This is a genomic window from Specibacter sp. NPDC078692 (assembly GCF_040686835.1).
In the GTDB taxonomy this organism is placed as follows: Bacteria; Actinomycetota; Actinomycetes; order Actinomycetales; family Micrococcaceae; genus Specibacter.
On sequence record NZ_JBFBLV010000002.1, the window covers coordinates 68,640 to 85,389 of the forward strand.

The 16,750-nt window shown below is 54.0% G+C and carries 15 protein-coding genes; 8 read left to right on the forward strand and 7 right to left on the reverse strand.

Annotated elements, in window-relative coordinates:
• Positions 1-99: 99 nt before the first annotated feature.
• From AB0O97_RS01760 to AB0O97_RS01780, 5 genes are all read right to left on the reverse strand, one after another.
• Positions 100-306 carry a hypothetical protein gene (locus AB0O97_RS01760; RefSeq protein ID WP_363879228.1) on the reverse strand — a complete coding sequence of 69 codons (207 nt, stop codon included), beginning with the start codon at positions 304-306 and terminating at the stop codon, positions 100-102.
• Positions 296-829: a hypothetical protein gene (locus tag AB0O97_RS01765; RefSeq protein WP_363879231.1), complete on the reverse strand. Its 534-nt coding sequence runs from the start codon at positions 827-829 to the stop codon at positions 296-298. Before AB0O97_RS01765 ends, AB0O97_RS01760 begins: the two co-directional genes overlap by 11 nt.
• A gap of 69 nt (positions 830-898) precedes the next feature.
• A complete protein-coding gene (locus AB0O97_RS01770) occupies positions 899-1,069 on the reverse strand; it encodes a hypothetical protein (protein ID WP_363879234.1) in 171 nt (56 codons plus the stop codon).
• Positions 1,066-1,296, reverse strand: a complete 231-nt coding sequence (locus tag AB0O97_RS01775) for a hypothetical protein (protein WP_363879237.1) — start codon at positions 1,294-1,296, stop codon at positions 1,066-1,068. Before AB0O97_RS01775 ends, AB0O97_RS01770 begins: the two co-directional genes overlap by 4 nt.
• A gap of 3 nt (positions 1,297-1,299) precedes the next feature.
• A complete protein-coding gene (locus tag AB0O97_RS01780; RefSeq protein WP_363879240.1) occupies positions 1,300-1,590 on the reverse strand; it encodes a hypothetical protein in 291 nt (96 codons plus the stop codon).
• A 163-nt stretch (positions 1,591-1,753) separates the two neighbouring features.
• On the opposite strand from AB0O97_RS01780, the gene AB0O97_RS01785 reads away from it, so the two are divergent.
• The 8 genes from AB0O97_RS01785 to AB0O97_RS01820 all read left to right on the forward strand — a co-directional run bounded on the left by AB0O97_RS01785 (position 1,754) and on the right by AB0O97_RS01820 (position 13,940).
• Positions 1,754-2,629 carry a hypothetical protein gene (locus AB0O97_RS01785; protein WP_363879243.1) on the forward strand — a complete coding sequence of 292 codons (876 nt, stop codon included), beginning with the start codon at positions 1,754-1,756 and terminating at the stop codon, positions 2,627-2,629.
• A 209-nt stretch (positions 2,630-2,838) separates the two neighbouring features.
• Positions 2,839-5,319 (forward strand): type I restriction-modification system subunit M, encoded by a 2,481-nt coding sequence (locus AB0O97_RS01790; RefSeq protein WP_363879246.1) that lies wholly within the window; start codon positions 2,839-2,841, stop codon positions 5,317-5,319.
• Positions 5,320-6,570: a restriction endonuclease subunit S gene (locus AB0O97_RS01795; protein ID WP_363879249.1), complete on the forward strand. Its 1,251-nt coding sequence runs from the start codon at positions 5,320-5,322 to the stop codon at positions 6,568-6,570.
• Positions 6,567-7,511 (forward strand): GIY-YIG nuclease family protein, encoded by a 945-nt coding sequence (locus AB0O97_RS01800; RefSeq protein WP_363879252.1) that lies wholly within the window; start codon positions 6,567-6,569, stop codon positions 7,509-7,511. The genes AB0O97_RS01795 and AB0O97_RS01800 overlap by 4 nt, the downstream gene beginning before the upstream one ends.
• Positions 7,508-10,606, forward strand: coding sequence for a type I restriction endonuclease subunit R (locus tag AB0O97_RS01805; RefSeq protein ID WP_363879255.1), 3,099 nt, complete (start codon positions 7,508-7,510; stop codon positions 10,604-10,606). Before AB0O97_RS01800 ends, AB0O97_RS01805 begins: the two co-directional genes overlap by 4 nt.
• Positions 10,593-11,330, forward strand: coding sequence for a SprT family zinc-dependent metalloprotease (locus AB0O97_RS01810; RefSeq protein WP_363879258.1), 738 nt, complete (start codon positions 10,593-10,595; stop codon positions 11,328-11,330). The genes AB0O97_RS01805 and AB0O97_RS01810 overlap by 14 nt, the downstream gene beginning before the upstream one ends.
• On the forward strand, positions 11,314-11,493 hold the full coding sequence (locus AB0O97_RS01815; RefSeq protein ID WP_363879261.1) for a hypothetical protein: 180 nt from the start codon (positions 11,314-11,316) through the stop codon (positions 11,491-11,493). Before AB0O97_RS01810 ends, AB0O97_RS01815 begins: the two co-directional genes overlap by 17 nt.
• On the forward strand, positions 11,490-13,940 hold the full coding sequence (locus AB0O97_RS01820) for an AAA family ATPase (RefSeq protein WP_363879263.1): 2,451 nt from the start codon (positions 11,490-11,492) through the stop codon (positions 13,938-13,940). Before AB0O97_RS01815 ends, AB0O97_RS01820 begins: the two co-directional genes overlap by 4 nt.
• A gap of 437 nt (positions 13,941-14,377) precedes the next feature.
• Here AB0O97_RS01820 and AB0O97_RS01825 read toward each other — a convergent pair whose 3' ends face one another.
• Together AB0O97_RS01825 and AB0O97_RS01830 are read right to left on the reverse strand one after the other, a co-directional pair.
• Positions 14,378-15,724 (reverse strand): cyclic GMP-AMP synthase DncV-like nucleotidyltransferase, encoded by a 1,347-nt coding sequence (locus AB0O97_RS01825; RefSeq protein WP_363879265.1) that lies wholly within the window; start codon positions 15,722-15,724, stop codon positions 14,378-14,380.
• Positions 15,721-16,713, reverse strand: a complete 993-nt coding sequence (locus AB0O97_RS01830; protein ID WP_363879267.1) for a CBASS cGAMP-activated phospholipase — start codon at positions 16,711-16,713, stop codon at positions 15,721-15,723. Before AB0O97_RS01830 ends, AB0O97_RS01825 begins: the two co-directional genes overlap by 4 nt.
• Positions 16,714-16,750: the final 37 nt, after the last annotated feature.

Sequence of the window (16,750 nt, forward strand, 5' to 3'; positions counted from 1 at the left end):
TGGAGTAGTATGCGTTCAATTAGTTGAACGAGCAACCACTTTGGCGAAAACCACAACACCGACTGGAACAAGCCGGACTACGTGCGTAGCGGCGATGGATTAGTAGCGGCGAGAGAGCCAGATCCGGATCACGATGACCGCAATCCAGACCATGGCAACGACGCCGGTGATGACGACCAGGACCGGCCAGATGGACTGGATGATCTGGGCCGCGCAGTAGACGGCGATCGATGCCAGCAACACCGACATACAGCCACCGATGAGCCGGTCGAACAGGTTTTTTGGATCGGTCGGGTTAGTTCCCACGTTGGCGCTCGACTTCTAGGAAAATGCCGCATTCCAGGCCGTGCATGATGCAATCCAGGGCGAACTGGAGCTGGTCGCCCACGTAGCGCTTGGTCAGGGCGTAGTGAATCACCTGCCCAATCGCATCGGCCTGGTACAGCTTCCACTCCAGGGTGTCTGGCCCGTAGCCTGCCCGCTCCAGACGACACATCAGGCGGCGGGCCAGCTCGAACTCGTCCGCGGAGGAGAACGACAGCCCCATCTCCACATGTGCCATGTCGTGCATGAACCGGTAGGCGTAGTTGCCTTCCGGGTTGGCAAAGATGACCCGGCTGGAGTTTTCGTTGCTGACAGGCAGAGGCAACTTGGAGCGCATGGCGATTTCGTAAGCCGATTTGAGCGAGGCGTAGGTATTAGGGGCGTCGGCGGTCGGGCGCCAGTCGAAGCCGACGCGGGAGGCGATGTGGGATGCCTCCAACATGACGTGCGTGTTGAGGTTTTCTTGGGCAATGGCCAGCTGGACGCTGGTGATATTTTCAGGCATGACAATTAATCCCTTTCAGGAGAATTATTCTTGAGGGGGAGTAGGCCGTGGCCTACGAGAAAGGTGCGATCAGAGGCGCGTGGTTAGCAAAAGCCAGCAGGCGGCGATGAACTTCAGGTACAGGCGCAGCGTCGCGGCGACTGCTGCGACCATGACAGTCGCGGCAGCTGGAGCGTCGAACCAGTAAATGGCTGCTATGACAACCGCCATGATGGCCAGCCAGATGATGAACGTGGTCACGGCTGACCGCTGCCATCCAGCAGCCATGCCGACAGCTCGTCGGTGGCTGCACCGACGCCTGCTAGCGCCACGCGCAGCAGATGCTCAGCGGCAACCGGATCGAGGATGCCGAGCGTTTGCGCATACTCCTGGATACTGTCGTGCAGCTCAGTGAACAGCCGTGCGGCGTAGGCCATGGATTCCAGGACGATGACATCCCCGGCGTTGTCGCCGGAATCGGTGATCATGATTTAACCGCGAAACTGGCGGACTTCCCACGCGGCGTGATCCGCGAAGGAATCGACAATGAAGTTCAGCCGGGCGGCCGTCTGCGGGTCGCCGTCAGCCAGAAACGCGGCTTCGCGGCTGAGCATGGCAGTCATCTGCATACCGGTCGCTGCCACGTGGCCGGCTGCCTGAACACGAGTTGCGACCACCAAGCCGCGGGCGACCTGCGCGTTCTGCTGCCGGGTCAATGCGCGCCCCTCCGGACGCGAGAAGCTCTCGGGGGTAGTCGCGAGGGAATTCTTTGGTGCTGGCACGATATTCGACATTGTATTGACCTGCTCTTTCGCTCATCGGGGCCAACCTCACCGAGACTGAGTGTTCAGTCGCGATCGGTTGTATATACGATTCAAGCGCCCTATCTACCCTCAAGTCGTGACAAAAAAGTGCACAGCCAAAGCAGACGTGGACAATGGACATATGAACGGCACAATCCTTGACGACATCGAAGACACCGGAGCGCTCGCCGACAGCGTCGAAGCTGAGTTACTGGCACTTCGCGGATCTCACGGCATCTTGACTGTGCAAAAATTCCAAACCACCAATGCGCTTCGGCGGGTATGTGGAGGTGGCGACCTACTAGATGCCTTTTTGATGTTTGAGCGTGAGATTCATCGGTACACCAGATACGGAAGCCGCGAAGAGGCCGCGGCGGCTATCTCAATTGCGGCGAAAGCTGAGACGGTTCTTGACCGGATGGAACATGTTGTCGGTGCGCTACCCCAAGACGGGCGAATTCGCGACCAGCGCACGGGTCGGCGATGGAGTGATGAAGGAATCCGCATCATCGCCCGTGACTTGACTCACCTCGCGGAGGTACAAGGAAGACTCGGGACTGAACTACTAACGCTCGAACTGGGTGGCACACTCGAAGGCGGCCTCCGTCTCGACATATACCAGCTCACGACCAAAACCTTGGCCGATACCGCCCCGCTCGTACGTATTTGGCGCTACCGCGACGACGAACTCGAAGAAGCCACTAGCCAGATCGAATTCGACTTTGAGCAAATTTCACTCACTCCCGTTGCTAGCGACAAACACAAGTTGAACCACTACACACTGAAGCTTCACCTCCCTGACGACATACTGACGGTAGACATCGACCCCGATGATCCGGTTTATAGCATCTCGATCGAGGGACGCGATGCACCAATGCGCACAGTAACCTTCTCGGACCAAAGCATGCTTGGGCCGATGCTCAGAACGCGATTCACAATCTACAGAACAATTGGCTCAATCGAAGTAGTCAGAACCAGTCACGACCAAGCACAGGCAATCGGATCACTGGCGCAGTAAGGACTTCCTTCATATCGGACGAAGCTGAAGGCACCCCTACGAAATAAAGTCCGTTTATGTTATAACTAGGACAAGCTGACGGGCTCGGTCGAGTTCGCTCTCACCCGTCACAACCCGCTCCAAATGACGTATGGCCGTAAATGTCATACGCACCGGGTAAATTGAAACCAACAGTAACCTGGGCGTATCCATGCCCTGGAGACACAAAAATGAGCACACCCAACGATTCAGCAACAACTCAAGGGAGCCGCGCAGTGGCACTAAAGAAATCTGACCTCTATAGCTCACTTTGGAAGAGCTGCGATGAGCTGCGCGGCGGCATGGACGCCAGTCAGTACAAGGACTACATTCTGACGATGTTGTTCGTGAAGTACGTTTCCGACAAGTCCAAGACCGACCCGGATGCCCTTATCACCGTTCCATCCGGTGGATCATTTGACGACATGGTCGCACTTAAAGGCGACAAAGAAATCGGCGACAAGGTCAATAAGATCATCGCCAAGCTTGCCGAAGCCTCGGACCTTCAGAAAGTCATCGACCTGGCTGACTTCAACGATGAAGAAAAGCTTGGCAAGGGCAAGGAGATGCAGGACCGGCTCTCCAAGCTGATCACTATCTTCCAGGATCTCGATTTTCGTGGCTCAAGAGCCGAAGGTGATGACTTACTGGGCGATGCCTACGAATATCTAATGCGACACTTTGCCACCGAATCCGGCAAGTCCAAGGGGCAGTTTTACACCCCGGCTGAAGTTTCGCGCGTCATTGCCAAGCTGATCAACGTGACCCCAGACACACCTCGGTCCGCAACCGTCTATGACCCCACCTGTGGTTCTGGTTCCCTGCTACTGAAGGTCGCTTCCGAATCGCGCAATGGCCTGACAATCTACGGCCAGGAAAAAGACAACGCCACCTGGGCGCTATCCAAAATGAACATGATTCTGCACGGCAACGAGATCGCGGACATCCGCAAGGGCGACACCATCACGAGCCCGCAGTTCACCAATGGCGATTCCCTGGACACCTTCGACTTCATCGTCGCCAACCCGCCCTTCTCTATCAAGTCGTGGGGCAACGGCCTGGAAACCGAATTCGGGCGCTTTGAGTACGGTATGCCACCGGAAAAGAATGGCGACTACGCGTTCCTACTGCACATCCTCAAATCCATGAAGAGCACTGGCAAAGCTGCCGTTATCCTGCCCCACGGCGTGCTTTTCCGTGGTGGCAAAGAGGCGACTATCCGTACGCAATTACTGAAGCGCGGCTTTATAAAGGGCATCATCGGGTTGCCCGCAAACCTGTTCTACGGGACAGGAATTCCCGCCTGCATCATCGTGCTCGACAAGAAAAACGCCCAAGTTCGGACCGGGGTTTTCATGATCGACGCCTCCAAGGGCTTCCTTAAAGACGGCAACAAGAACCGCTTACGCTCCCAGGACATGCACAAGATCGTCGACGTCTTTACTAAGCAACAAGAATTCGAGCGCTACGCGCGGATGGTGCCACTGACGGAGATCGGCAATGACGCCAACGACTACAACCTCAACATTCCGCGCTACATTGACTCGTCTGAACCCGAGGACATCCAGGACCTTTATGCGCACCTGCACGGTGGTATCCCAAACCGGGATATAGATGCTTTGCGCGCAAGCTGGGATGCCTTCCCTAACCTGCGTCAGGAACTCTTCCGAGGTAATGGCCAAAACGGCTACAGCGAGCTCACCGTCGACATTTCCGCAGTGCAACAGGCCATCCTGGACTCAGCTGAGTTCACCGCCTTTTCGGCCAAAGTCCAAGCCCAAGTCTCCGACTGGTATGCCGCACACCGTTCGGCCATCGAATCGATCAGCGCGACGACGAAGCCCAACGAGCTGATCGAGTCACTCGGTGACGATCTTTTGGCACGCTTCAAGTCCACCCCGTTGCTCGACGAATACGATGTCTACGAACAGCTGATGGCGTATTGGCACACTGTTATGCACGACGATGTCTTCCTTGTCATGAACGAAGGCTGGCTCAACGCTGCCAAACCACGCAAAACGATCGAAGACAAAGACCGAAAGATCACCGAGACTCCAGATCTTGTCATCGGCTCGGGTCGCGGTGCAATGAAATACAAGATGGACCTGATCCCACCGAATCTGCTCGTTGCCCGCTACTTTGGCGACGAACAGTCGAAACTCGATGAACTTAACTCCCAGGTCGATGAATCCACTCGTCAAATCGAGGAATACACGGAAGAGCATGCCGTCGAAGAAGGGTTGCTCGCTGACGCGATGGACGACGGCAAGATCACCAAGGTGCTTGCAGCCACACAGCTCAAGGACGCCAAACGCGAAGGGGCCAACAAGGATGAAATCCAGGCGCTCAACCACCTCCTCGCTCTATACGGCAATGAGACGTCCGCAAAGAAGGTCGCAAAGGACGCGCAAACCAAGATGGACAGTGACGTCCTTGGCAAATATGAAATGCTCACCGGACAGGATGTGCAGGAGCTCGTTCTTGACGACAAATGGCAGGCCGCAATTAATATCGGAATTTCCGGTGAAATCACCAACCTGGCCCAAAACTTGGTATCTAGAATCAAGGAACTGGGCGAACGCTATGACGAGACAGTCGGCGATCTTGAAATAGAACTCGCAGAATTAAACTCCAAGGTTGCATTTCATCTTAACGACATGGGTGTCAACTAGATGCATAATTCTGTACGCGAACTCCGCATTCGAGACCTTATTGATAGCCTGACGGCTGGTGTCAGCGTTAGATCAGTGGATAGCCAGCATACTCGACCAGCCGTATTGAAGACGTCAGCCATATCGAAGGGTCGGTTTGACCCGACTGAGGCAAAAACGATCTTGAGTGCGGATATTTATCGAGCTCGGTGCAATCCTAAGCGTGATTCGATACTAGTCAGCCGGATGAATACACCTGCCCTGGTCGGTGAGGTTGGCTATGTAGATCGCGATTTTGACGAGCTGTTCTTGCCGGATCGACTCTGGCAAGCGCGCTCACGTCCGGGCGTCAAAGTCGACATGAGGTGGCTTACGTACTATCTCAGCTCCGACATCGGCTCGATGGCAATTCGAGATCTAGCTTCCGGGACTAGCGGGAGTATGAAAAATATTCCCAAGGCGGCCTTTCTTGACCTCTCGGTTTCTACACCGACACTCAAGGAGCAGCAGAAGATATCAATTATGCTAGGTGATGTCGACTCGCTGATCGCTTCGCTGGAGCGGCTGATCGCCAAGAAACAGGCAATCAAGCAAGGCATGATGCAGCAGCTCCTCACTGGGAGGACCAGATTGTCAGGGTTCAGTGAGCCGTGGCGGGAGGTCCGACTTGGTGACTTGGGCGCGACGTACGGTGGACTGACTGGCAAGTCTGGCGCCGACTTCGGCTCTGGGAAGTCACGGTTTATAACATTCATGGATGTTATGTCCAACATTCGAGTCGACGGTTCTCGCGCAGCAGTGGTTAATATTGGTGCGTCGGAAAAGCAGAATGCGGTTCGAACAGGGGATCTCCTATTCAACGGATCATCTGAAACGCCTGAAGAACTGGCACTGTGCAGCGTGGTATTTTCTGTGCCTCTAAAAACATATCTGAACAGCTTTTGTTTTGGATTTCGTCCGCGTTCATCCGAAACCGTCGATGCTGAATTTATTGCCTATGTCTTCCGCGGATCACCAGGTCGAAAAGCTATGATGGCGCTCGCTCAAGGGGCCACGCGCTACAATTTAGCAAAATCTCAGTTTCGTGAGCTGTCATTTGAGTTGCCCGAGGCTGGCGAACAACGAGCCATCGCGCGTTGCCTACGTGACGTCGACATTGAGATTGATGCGATGAAGAAGAAGCTCAACCAAACGCGTTCGATCAAAAAAGGGATGATGCAGGAACTTCTGACCGGCCGAACCCGTTTGCATGTCAAGGAGTCGGCGGTATGAGTGCTGGTAAATCGGTCCGCTTGTTCCTGGCGGATGGCACGCCTGGTGGCCTTCTGACAGCCGAAATCATGAACTGGACTGGTCACATCGTTGCCGCTCCACGTTCAGATCTAGGCGCCCTCCTGAAACGCCCTGAAGCTGGCCGTACCGGCATCTACATCCTGCTCGGTGACGACCCAGACAGTATGGGTGGATCCCTCGCCTACATCGGTGAGGGTGACGATGTCAGCAAGCGGCTGTATCAGCACTCGCGACCAGAGGACCAAGGCGGCAAGGACTTCTGGGATCGCGCAATCGTGCTCACGAGCAAGGATGCCAATCTAACCAAAGCACACGCCCGATATCTTGAATCTCGTCTGATCACGTTGGCGCAACAGGCCAAGCGAGCACATCTGACGAATGGCACAGCGCCGACACCACTTCCCTTGCCCGAATCTGACGTCTCAGACATGGAGTATTTCATAGCCCAGGCTAAGATCGCGCTACCAGTGCTGGGGGTCAATCTGTTCCGAAGCACGACAGTTTCAACTACGCCTGCAGAACCAGTCGCATCGGACCAGTCAAGCAAAGCGTCAGTCTCCCCGCTCTTTGAAATGCGGCTCAAGAAGGATGGGATACTGGCTACCGCCCAGGAAAATGACGGTGAATTCACAGTACTTGAAGGCTCGCTCGCCAGGCCTTCGTGGATCGGTGTCGAGGATGGATACCGACGACTGCGCGAGAAACTTGAACAGGACGGCACAATGGTGCCCACCGATGATGGAAAACTGACGATATTCTCACGCAACCAAGTGTTCGCATCACCATCGGCAGCCTCAGCAATTGTGTCGGGGAGAAATTCAAACGGCCGCACGGAATGGAAGGTCCAGTCAACCGGCGCGACCTACGGCAGCTGGCAGAATCAGGAAATTGAATTAGATATTGGGGGAAATGAATCATGAGCACGGTTGGACAGATTGAACGTCAAACGCAAAACCGCGTAGTTGAGCTATTTCAAAAGCAGCTCGGCTACGAGTATGGCGGCAATTGGGAGTACCGAGAGGACAATTCCCACATCGAGGTCAGCTTCTTGGAGCAAAACCTCCGAGCACGTGGCTATGACGAAAATCTGATCAACAAGGCCGTTGAACAGCTCAAGAAGACCGCATCGCTTGGCGGTGGCCGCAACCTCTATGAAGCCAACCACGAAGTTTACGATTTGCTGCGTTATGGCGTGAAGGTCAAACCGGGTATTGGCGAAAATACTGAGACCGTATGGCTCATCGACTGGAAAAACCCAGAAGCCAACCACTTCGTCGTGGCCGAGGAAGTCTCGATCAAGGGCGAACATACCAAGCGACCTGATGTTGTCTTGTACGTCAATGGCCTTGCCCTGGGTGTAATCGAGCTTAAGCGCTCCAAGGTGGCTGTCTCCGAGGGCATCCGTCAGAACATCGGCAACCAGAAGAAGGACTTCATCCGGCCGTTCTTCACCACTGTTCAGCTTGTCATGGCGGGCAACGATGTCGAGGGTCTGCGCTACAGCGTGATCGACACTCCCGAAAAATACTGGCTGGAATGGAAAGAGCTTTCGGAGATTGAAGAGCCACTGGACCGTGCCCTGGTTCAGATGTGTTCGAAGGACCAGTTCCTTGAGATCATCCATGACTTCATGGTCTTTGACTCCGGTACGAAAAAGACCTGCCGCCACAACCAGTTCTTTGGTGTCAAAGCCGCCCAGGAACGGATCGCCAAGCGCGAGGGCGGCATCATCTGGCACACCCAAGGATCGGGTAAATCCCTGACCATGGTCTGGCTGGCCAAGTGGATTCGCGAACATCAGACAACTGGTGAAAATCAGGCACGCGTCCTCATCATCACGGATCGTACCGAGCTTGATGATCAGATCAAGCAGGTCTTCAACGGTGTCAATGAAGACATTTACCGGACCACGTCCGGCGCTGATCTGATGAGTGCTCTTAACAAGCACGAACCGTGGTTGATCGGTTCTCTGGTTCATAAGTTTCGCGCGGGAGACGACGCTGCCGCCCAGAATGAGGCAGACGGCGACTTCATCGCGGAGCTCAACTCCAAGATCCCTGCCGGCTTCTCCGCCAAGGGAAACTTCTTTGTCTTCGTCGATGAAGCCCACCGCACCCAGTCTGGCAAGATGCACCGCGCCATGAAACAGCTCCTTCCCGGCGCCATGTTCATCGGCTTCACGGGCACACCCTTACTCAAAGCCGACAAAGCAACCAGCATCGAGACGTTCGGCAGCTTCATCCACACCTATAAGTTCAACGAGGCTGTACAAGACGGCGTCGTGCTTGACCTGCGCTACGAAGCCCGCAATATCGACCAGGATCTGACTTCACCCGCCAAGGTTGACCAGTGGTTCGATGCCAAGACCAAGGGCATGACCGATCTATCGAAGGCCGAGCTGAAGAAGCGCTGGGGCACCATGCAAAAAGTGGTCAGCTCCGAGCAGCGTTCGAAGCAGATCGTCAACGACATTCTGCTGGATATGGAAACCAAACCGCGACTGATGGATATGCGTGGCAATGCGATGCTCGTCAGCGCCAGTATCTACCAGGCATGTAAGTTCTATGAGATGTTCTGCCAGGCTGGATTTAAGGGCAAGTGCGCGATCGTCACCAGCTACACACCACAAGCTGGCGATATCTCCAAAGAAGACTCAGGCCACGGTGCCACCGAAAAACTGCGTCAATATGAGATCTATCGCCAGATGCTCTCAGACCATTTCGATGAGCCTGCCGACCAAGCAGTCACGAAGATTGAGCAATTCGAGAAAGACGTCAAAGAACGCTTCATCAACGAACCGGGTCAGATGCGGCTGCTGATCGTCGTCGACAAGCTCCTGACGGGCTTTGACGCACCTGCAGCGACCTACTTGTACATCGACAAGTCCATGCGAGACCACGGCCTCTTCCAAGCAATCTGCCGCGTCAATCGCCTAGATGGTGACGACAAAGACTACGGCTACATTGTTGATTACCAGGATCTCTTCAATTCCCTCGAAGACGCCATCACGGATTACACATCTGGAGCGTTAGACGGGTACGAGAAGAAGGACATCGACGGACTTCTCAAGGACCGCGTCAAGCTCGCACGTGAAGACCTTGAAGAAGCACTTGAACGAATCCGTGCACTGTGCGAAGCCGTCGAACCACCCAAGGGAACACTTCAGTACCAACGCTATTTCTGCGCCATCGACCAAGGAAATGGTGACCAGCTCAAGCGTAACGAGCCCAAGCGTGTCGAGCTCTACAAGTCAGTCGCTGGACTGACGCGAGCCTTTGCATCCATCACTAACGACATGGCCGAGGCCGGATTCTCCGAGTCTCAAGCCGCTGCGATCTCCAGGGAAGTCACCCACTACGTTTCGGTTCGCGACGAGGTGAAACTTGGTGCAGGCGAAAACGTCGACTTCAAACAGTACGAAGCTGGCATGCGATTCCTGCTCGATACCTACATTCACGCCGACGGATCAGAGACTGTTGCCGACTTCCAAAACGTCGGTCTTGTCGATTTGATCGTTCGTGAAGGTGCGGGAGTAATCGACAAGTTGCCATCGGGGATTAAGAAAGATCCAGAGGCTGTTGCTGAAACTATTGCGAACAACATTCGTAAAGTCATCATCGATGAAAATGCAATGAATCCGAAGTACTACGACAGCATGTCGAGTCTGCTAGATGCCATCATTGAGCAACGCCGCCAGGGCGCCATTGACTACAAAACATACCTGGAACAGCTGATCGAGCATGCCCGGAAGGTCGGCGCAAAGGAATCGGACACCATCTACCCTGTTTGGGCGGCCAATGGCGCGCAGCGCGCCATTGTCGACTTTGGTTGGACAGATCCGGCGACACCGATCGAGGTAGACCTAGCGATCATGACAAGCAAACCGCACGATTGGGTCGGCAACAACTTCAAAGAGAAGGAAGTTGCACGTGCGATTCGCCGCGTGCTGCCAGCTGACTTCGACCGTTTTAACGAACTCTTCGAGTTGGTGAAGGCGCGACATGAATACCGCTAGTGCCTACCTGACCGTTTCCGGTATCGATGTAGATGTCGTGTACAAACACATCAAGAATCTTCACATTGCCGTCTACCCTCCCCTAGGTCGCGTACGAGTCGCCGCTCCGGAACGTTTTGACGACGACACGGTACGTCTAGCCATAGTCCAGCGGCTGCCATGGATCAAGAAGCAACGTGAGCAACTGCGCAGCGCTACGCGCCAATCCGAACGTGAGATGGTCACGGGCGAATCCCACTACGTCTGGGGCCAGCGTTACCGGCTCAAAGTCGTGAACGAGCCAGGCAAGATCCGACTGGAAGTCAGCGGCAACAAACTGACAATGCACGCACCAGCGGACAGCACAGCCGAAAAACGACGTGCCGCAATGGAGCAATGGCACCGTGACGCACTCAAGCAGGCCATTCCAGGACTCGTAACCAAGTGGGAGCCGATGGTAGGCCGTCAGGTTTCGAAATGGACCGTCCGCCGGATGAAGACTAAATGGGGGTCATGCAACCGTGAAAGCGCGCATGTCTGGTTCAACCTGGAACTTGCCAAAAAGAACCCAAACAGCTTGGAATACATTGTGGTGCACGAAATGACACATCTACTAGAACGACACCACAACGACCGCTTCACCGATCTCATGGACGGGTTCTTGCCTGACTGGCGAGCCCGTCGGGATGAACTAAATAACTCCCCACTAGCATCAGAGGAATGGGCCAATGGCATCGCCGGTTGAACAGACAATCCAAGAAGAGTTCGAAAGTAAATTGGACGACAGCAATGACGTCAACCAAGATCTGAGGAACGAAATCGTTGCCCTTTTCAAGAATGAAAAACTTCCTTCAGTTGATTCACTCGTCACGCTGATCAAAGAAAACTCAGGAGATGCAACAATATGATCCAGTTCGAACATCTCCGGATCGAAGAGTTCCGAGGAATTCGCTCTATTGATCTCGCTCTCGGATCAGATTCATTTGTAGTTTATGGACCCAACGGTTCCGGCAAGAGCGGAATAGTTGATGCCATTGATTTTGCAATCACGGGTGTTATCGCACGCCTAAAAGGCGCTGGAACGTCAGATGTCAGCGTTGCAAAACATGGGCCCCACGTTCATAAACGTGATGATCCTGGTGCCGCCAAGGTATATCTGACGGTCAAGGATCCTGATACCAACGAATCCGCCATCCTGGCTCGAAGCGTAAAGAGCCCCAAAAAATATACGCTCACACCCGACACTCCTGCGATGCGAGCTGCTATAGATGCGGCTACGAGTCACCCTGAGCTGACACTATCTAGACGAGAACTCATCAAGTACGTTGTCTCAAAACCCGGTGATCGAGCTGCGGAAGTGCAAACTCTTTTGAAACTCGATCGCGTTGATGCGGTACGCAAGCTTCTTCGAACCACCTCGACACGAGTATCGACAGAATCAAAGACGGCAAACAGCGAAAAGGGACTCTCAGAAACAACATTCCTGAGTCACCTGAGTTTAACTAAACTACTCTCTACCGAAGTTCTTCGTGAAATAAATAACCGAAGGGCGACACTCGGTCTGGATGATCTGACGGCCATTGATGATCTGACAGATTTCCTATCCGGGTACTCGGGAGAGAAGAAATCGGGTCAGATTGACCTGTCTACAGCCAAGGCTGAGGCCACGTCTCTCGTCTCGACCGCATCGACGCCTTCTACTCTTAAGGCATGTCACGGCGCATTCATGGCGGGTCTAATATCATTGTCGGCACAGCCACAGGCACTCGACTCAATAAAGCATCGGTCACTTCTCGACGTTGGCCTGAAAGCCGTCGAAGGCCCACAGTGCCCCCTCTGTGAAAGCGATTGGCCAACGCAAGAGGCACTCGAAGACCATCTGAAAACGCGCATCCAGGAAACGACCGAAGCTGAATCTCTCAAGCAAGTCATCGTCGCAGCAGCTTCTACATACCAGACCGCTTTGCGCAAGCTCCGTGAAGACATTGTGCGCGTGATGCCAAGCGCAAAAATCTATGGGGATGCGGAACTTCCGCATCTGCTTCAATCATGGAGCGACTCCTTACACATTCAAGCGAATGAACTTTCGAAGTTTGATGACGTGACCAAGATATCTCCCGATGAAGATGCCACGCCCTATGCGCCATCTTCACAGGTATTACTGAAATTGGAAGCGCTCCAATCCGCACTTCAGGCAGCGCCCGATTATTCTCAAGAAACTTCAGCACAGACGTTCCTTTCGGTCGCGAAAGACAGATGGGCGCGCGTTCGATTGGCTCGCTCCAGTGCCACCAAGGCAGATGCTGCACAGAAGGCTGCTTCGACAATTTACAATAGTTATTGCGAATCCTTGGACGGGGTTCTTGCCGATCTATATGCCACTGTCGAGACGGAGTTCAGCGCCTACTACCAATTTGTAAATTCTGACGATGAGGGATCGTTTCGCGCTGAACTGCTACCAAGTGCCGGAAGCCTCGACCTAAGCGTGGATTTCCATGAGCTGGGAATGTTTCCCCCTTCCGCTTACCACAGCGAAGGTCATCAGGATGGCATGGGGGTGTGCTTGTACCTAGCCCTCGTCAATCAGCTTCTTGGCGACGATTTCCGCTACGCCGTACTTGACGATGTCGTCATGTCGGTCGACTCAAATCATCGTCGAAAATTCGGCGAACTGCTCAAAACGAAATTCCCAAATGTGCAATTCATCATCACTACTCACGACGAAGTCTGGGCGCGCCAGATGCGCTCAGCTGGAGTCGTTAAGGCAAAGTCAATGGCACGTTTCTATGGCTGGACCGTAGATGGAGGGCCTGCATTTAGCCAAGGCGACGTGTGGGCAAGGATTGAAGAAGACTTGACCGCGAACGATGTTCCTGGTGCCGCTCACAAGCTTCGCAGAATGATGGAAGCCGACACCGCTGATATTGTTGAGCGCCTTGCTGGTCAAGTGAAGTACCGAAGTGATGCAGCCTACGATCTGTCTACCTTCGTGGATTCCGTCAAAGGTCGTCACGGCCAACTACTGAAGATTGCTTCTGATTCGGCTCAATCGTGGAACGACCAAGCACAGATTGACCGTGTCAACACCTTGAAGGCGGCGCGCTCGGCAGCAATCCCAGAACAGGACAAGGAAGCCTGGCTGGTCAATAAGCTCGTCCACAATTCGGACTGGACCAACGCTACTGTCGCCGACTTCAGACCAGTCATGGACGCCACCAAAAACTTCTTGGCACTCTTCAAATGCGCCAATGTCGGTTGTGAATCGTGGATCGGCCTGAGCGGTAAACCAGGCGACGAGGACAGCCTCAGGTGCGCATGCCAGACTTACAACCTGAACCTCCGTAAGAAGAAGTGACATTCAGCGTCTGCGCATGAAAAATGTCCTAGCTCTGTAGGAATCTGTTCGTTACGAGCACGATGAAGGGCTATAGATGCTAGATGTAGGTTCATTGGTCTTGTGTGATTGCCCTCTTGACACTTCAAAGGATGAGTCCATAATGATCTACATACGTGGAGCTGTCAGACCACACATTTTCGGACAACGAGGAGAGCCCGGACAACGCGGCTCTATCTCACGATGCCCGATCGACACAGCCTCTGAGGCAACGAATTTGTCGCCACATTGGCGCCGTATGCGGCATATTTACTGTGCGGGATGGTGATGTGTTCATGGCAGGGTACATGCAGCCTGGATGCTCTTACCCGAAATAACTCGTCCCCACCCCTGTTAGATGTACCGATTGTGTTGTAGTCAGAACATCGCCGCGGCCATGAATCTGCCTGCACCGAGTGCTACCTGACGATGACGTCTTGGTGGTCTACTGCCACGCAGATGCCGTCTTTGACGACGTACACTTCGACATAATGACGGCCACGATATTTCGTTGGCTCGCTTCGTGTTAGCGTTCCACCGCCGGATTCAATCTGCCCTCGGATACAGTCAGCCGCGATCGCTTCTTCGCCTGTGTTGCGCACCTTCCAATAGACCTCTACCGGCCCAGGGACATTGTGTTTTGCTCGAAACTTGATTGTGCTGCCACGAGGAACGACATTTCCGTACTTGCTGATTTCGTATTCGCGAAAGCCGTTTCGCTTCGGAATTCGCCCAGTCAGCTTGACCCGATATGCCCTGTTGGGATGAGTAGCGATCCCCAGCTTGCTCGAGAGTGTTTCGTCGGTATTTCTGACTCCTTGGCGACCAATGTGGGCCTCGTTTGCCTTCTTCACAGCCGTGTCGTAAGTGCCGAACTTGTCTCCAAATAGACGACGCCATTTGACTTTCGACTCCTCGACGTCAGTTTCCTCAAAGGCATCGTCAATCCATCCGCGGTAGACATGAATCTTCGTGCGGAAGTTGGCGTACTCGTCCTGGTTCCAACGATGATTGAAGTTCTCGGTAGGCTCACTGGGATCATCGACGCTTGGCATTGTTGCGTTCGCCTGAAGATAGTCATCCAGGTCTCCGATGATGTTCTTGAGCGCAGTCGGGACATCGGGATAGAGGCTGTCGTCACCCCATACTGACGCGTCGCTGACACTGTTGCCTAGGAGGATTGAAAGAATCACTGATTTACAGCTGAAGGTGTCCTTGAAATCGCGAAGATACTTCATAAGGCGGATCACTTTGATCAAACGGCCGTTCGCGAGTCGGTTTCGCTCGTCGAGCCACTCGTTGTAACCCTCGGGGTTCGTTAGCTCGAAGCGGTTCTCGGCCCGGTTCGTGATGTAGTGCTGGCCGTGTCTCTCCATGTACGGGACGACGTCGATATGGAACTCGTTTGCGTAGTCGATCTTGACGCAGCGATCGTGTCGACTGACCATGTCGCGGTAGGTGGAGCTTCCACGGAAGACGGTGTAAAGCTTCTGTACGTAATCTTCAGCATCCCAGCCCTCGATCTCATCGATATAGAGGAGAAGATCTGCGTCGAACTCATCGTTTGCGCGCACTGGATTGATGATTGTCCGGTGTGCATAGCTACCTTGGGGCAAGACATCGACAAAGTTGCTCGCGAAATCGTCTTCCCCAGTTTGGAGGAAGTTGGTGATCGCTGTGGTGCGGTCGTTCAGCTGAGACATTCGGGCATCGCTCAGGTCAACTTTGTTCTTCAGGAAGGCGTCGAAATGTTTGACTAGTTTCATCGGTAAACCTCAGGATTCTCGAGTGAGCGAACCGGGACAAAGGGTTCTTTAATGTCTGTAAAGAAGCGCTTGCGCAGGAGCGGTAGTTGAGTTCGTGCTTGATCTGCTCCGAGCGCTCGGAGCTCTGGGATTCCTTCAACACCATCGAGCCGGTACTGATTTTCGTCGACACTTGGCGAGACTCGCACGACGCGATCATGACCAAGGAGGAGCATGGCAGTCCCGATTGAAGCCGATGACTGCCCTGACATGAATACTTTGACGATTCGCTTTGCCCAGTAATTGGCGAGACCGTGTCGGCGTTCTTGACTTGCCTTGAAATTCGCTGGTGCATCGGTGCACCCGACGGAGAGCAGCTCGATGCTACCCTTCGGCCACTCGAGGAGACCGATTGCCTCAACTGCTGCCGTTCCCATCGGGTTATTGGCCCACATACCTCCGTCGACAAGCGGTACACCGTTCGTTAGCCGGTGCGTGGGGAAGTATGTTGGTGCGGCAGCGGTGGCCATCGCTGCATCGACTGCGAGCATCTTGTAATCACGTTCGAATCGTTCATGGTGAGCAGTTTTGAAGACGTTGACCTCACCAGTTGAGAGATTGAGCGACGGGATCACTAGGCGCGTCGAACTTTCACCCAGCTTTCGATCACCAAATACCTCGCTGAGAGCAGCATTGAGCGGCGCAGGATCGTATTTGGCGGTGACGAGTTGGCGCAGTGGGCCGAATCTCTTACTCCCCTTGAAAATATGCGGACCTTTATCCTCGTAGAACTTGAGGATGTCCGCGGCTGGAACGCCCAGGCCTAGCGCAATCGCAATGATTCCACCTGTCGAGGTTCCGACGACGAGATCGAAGTAGGAAGCTAACGGCTGGTCAAGTTCACTCTCGAGGTCAGCAAGAAAGGCCGCAGGAAATACGCCCTTGATTCCGCCGCCATCGATAGTAAGTACGCGTCGTGGGGTAGTTGTGTTGGATTGCTCTGTATTCATTCGTGTCCTTATTTATGCGCCATCATACTGATTATTG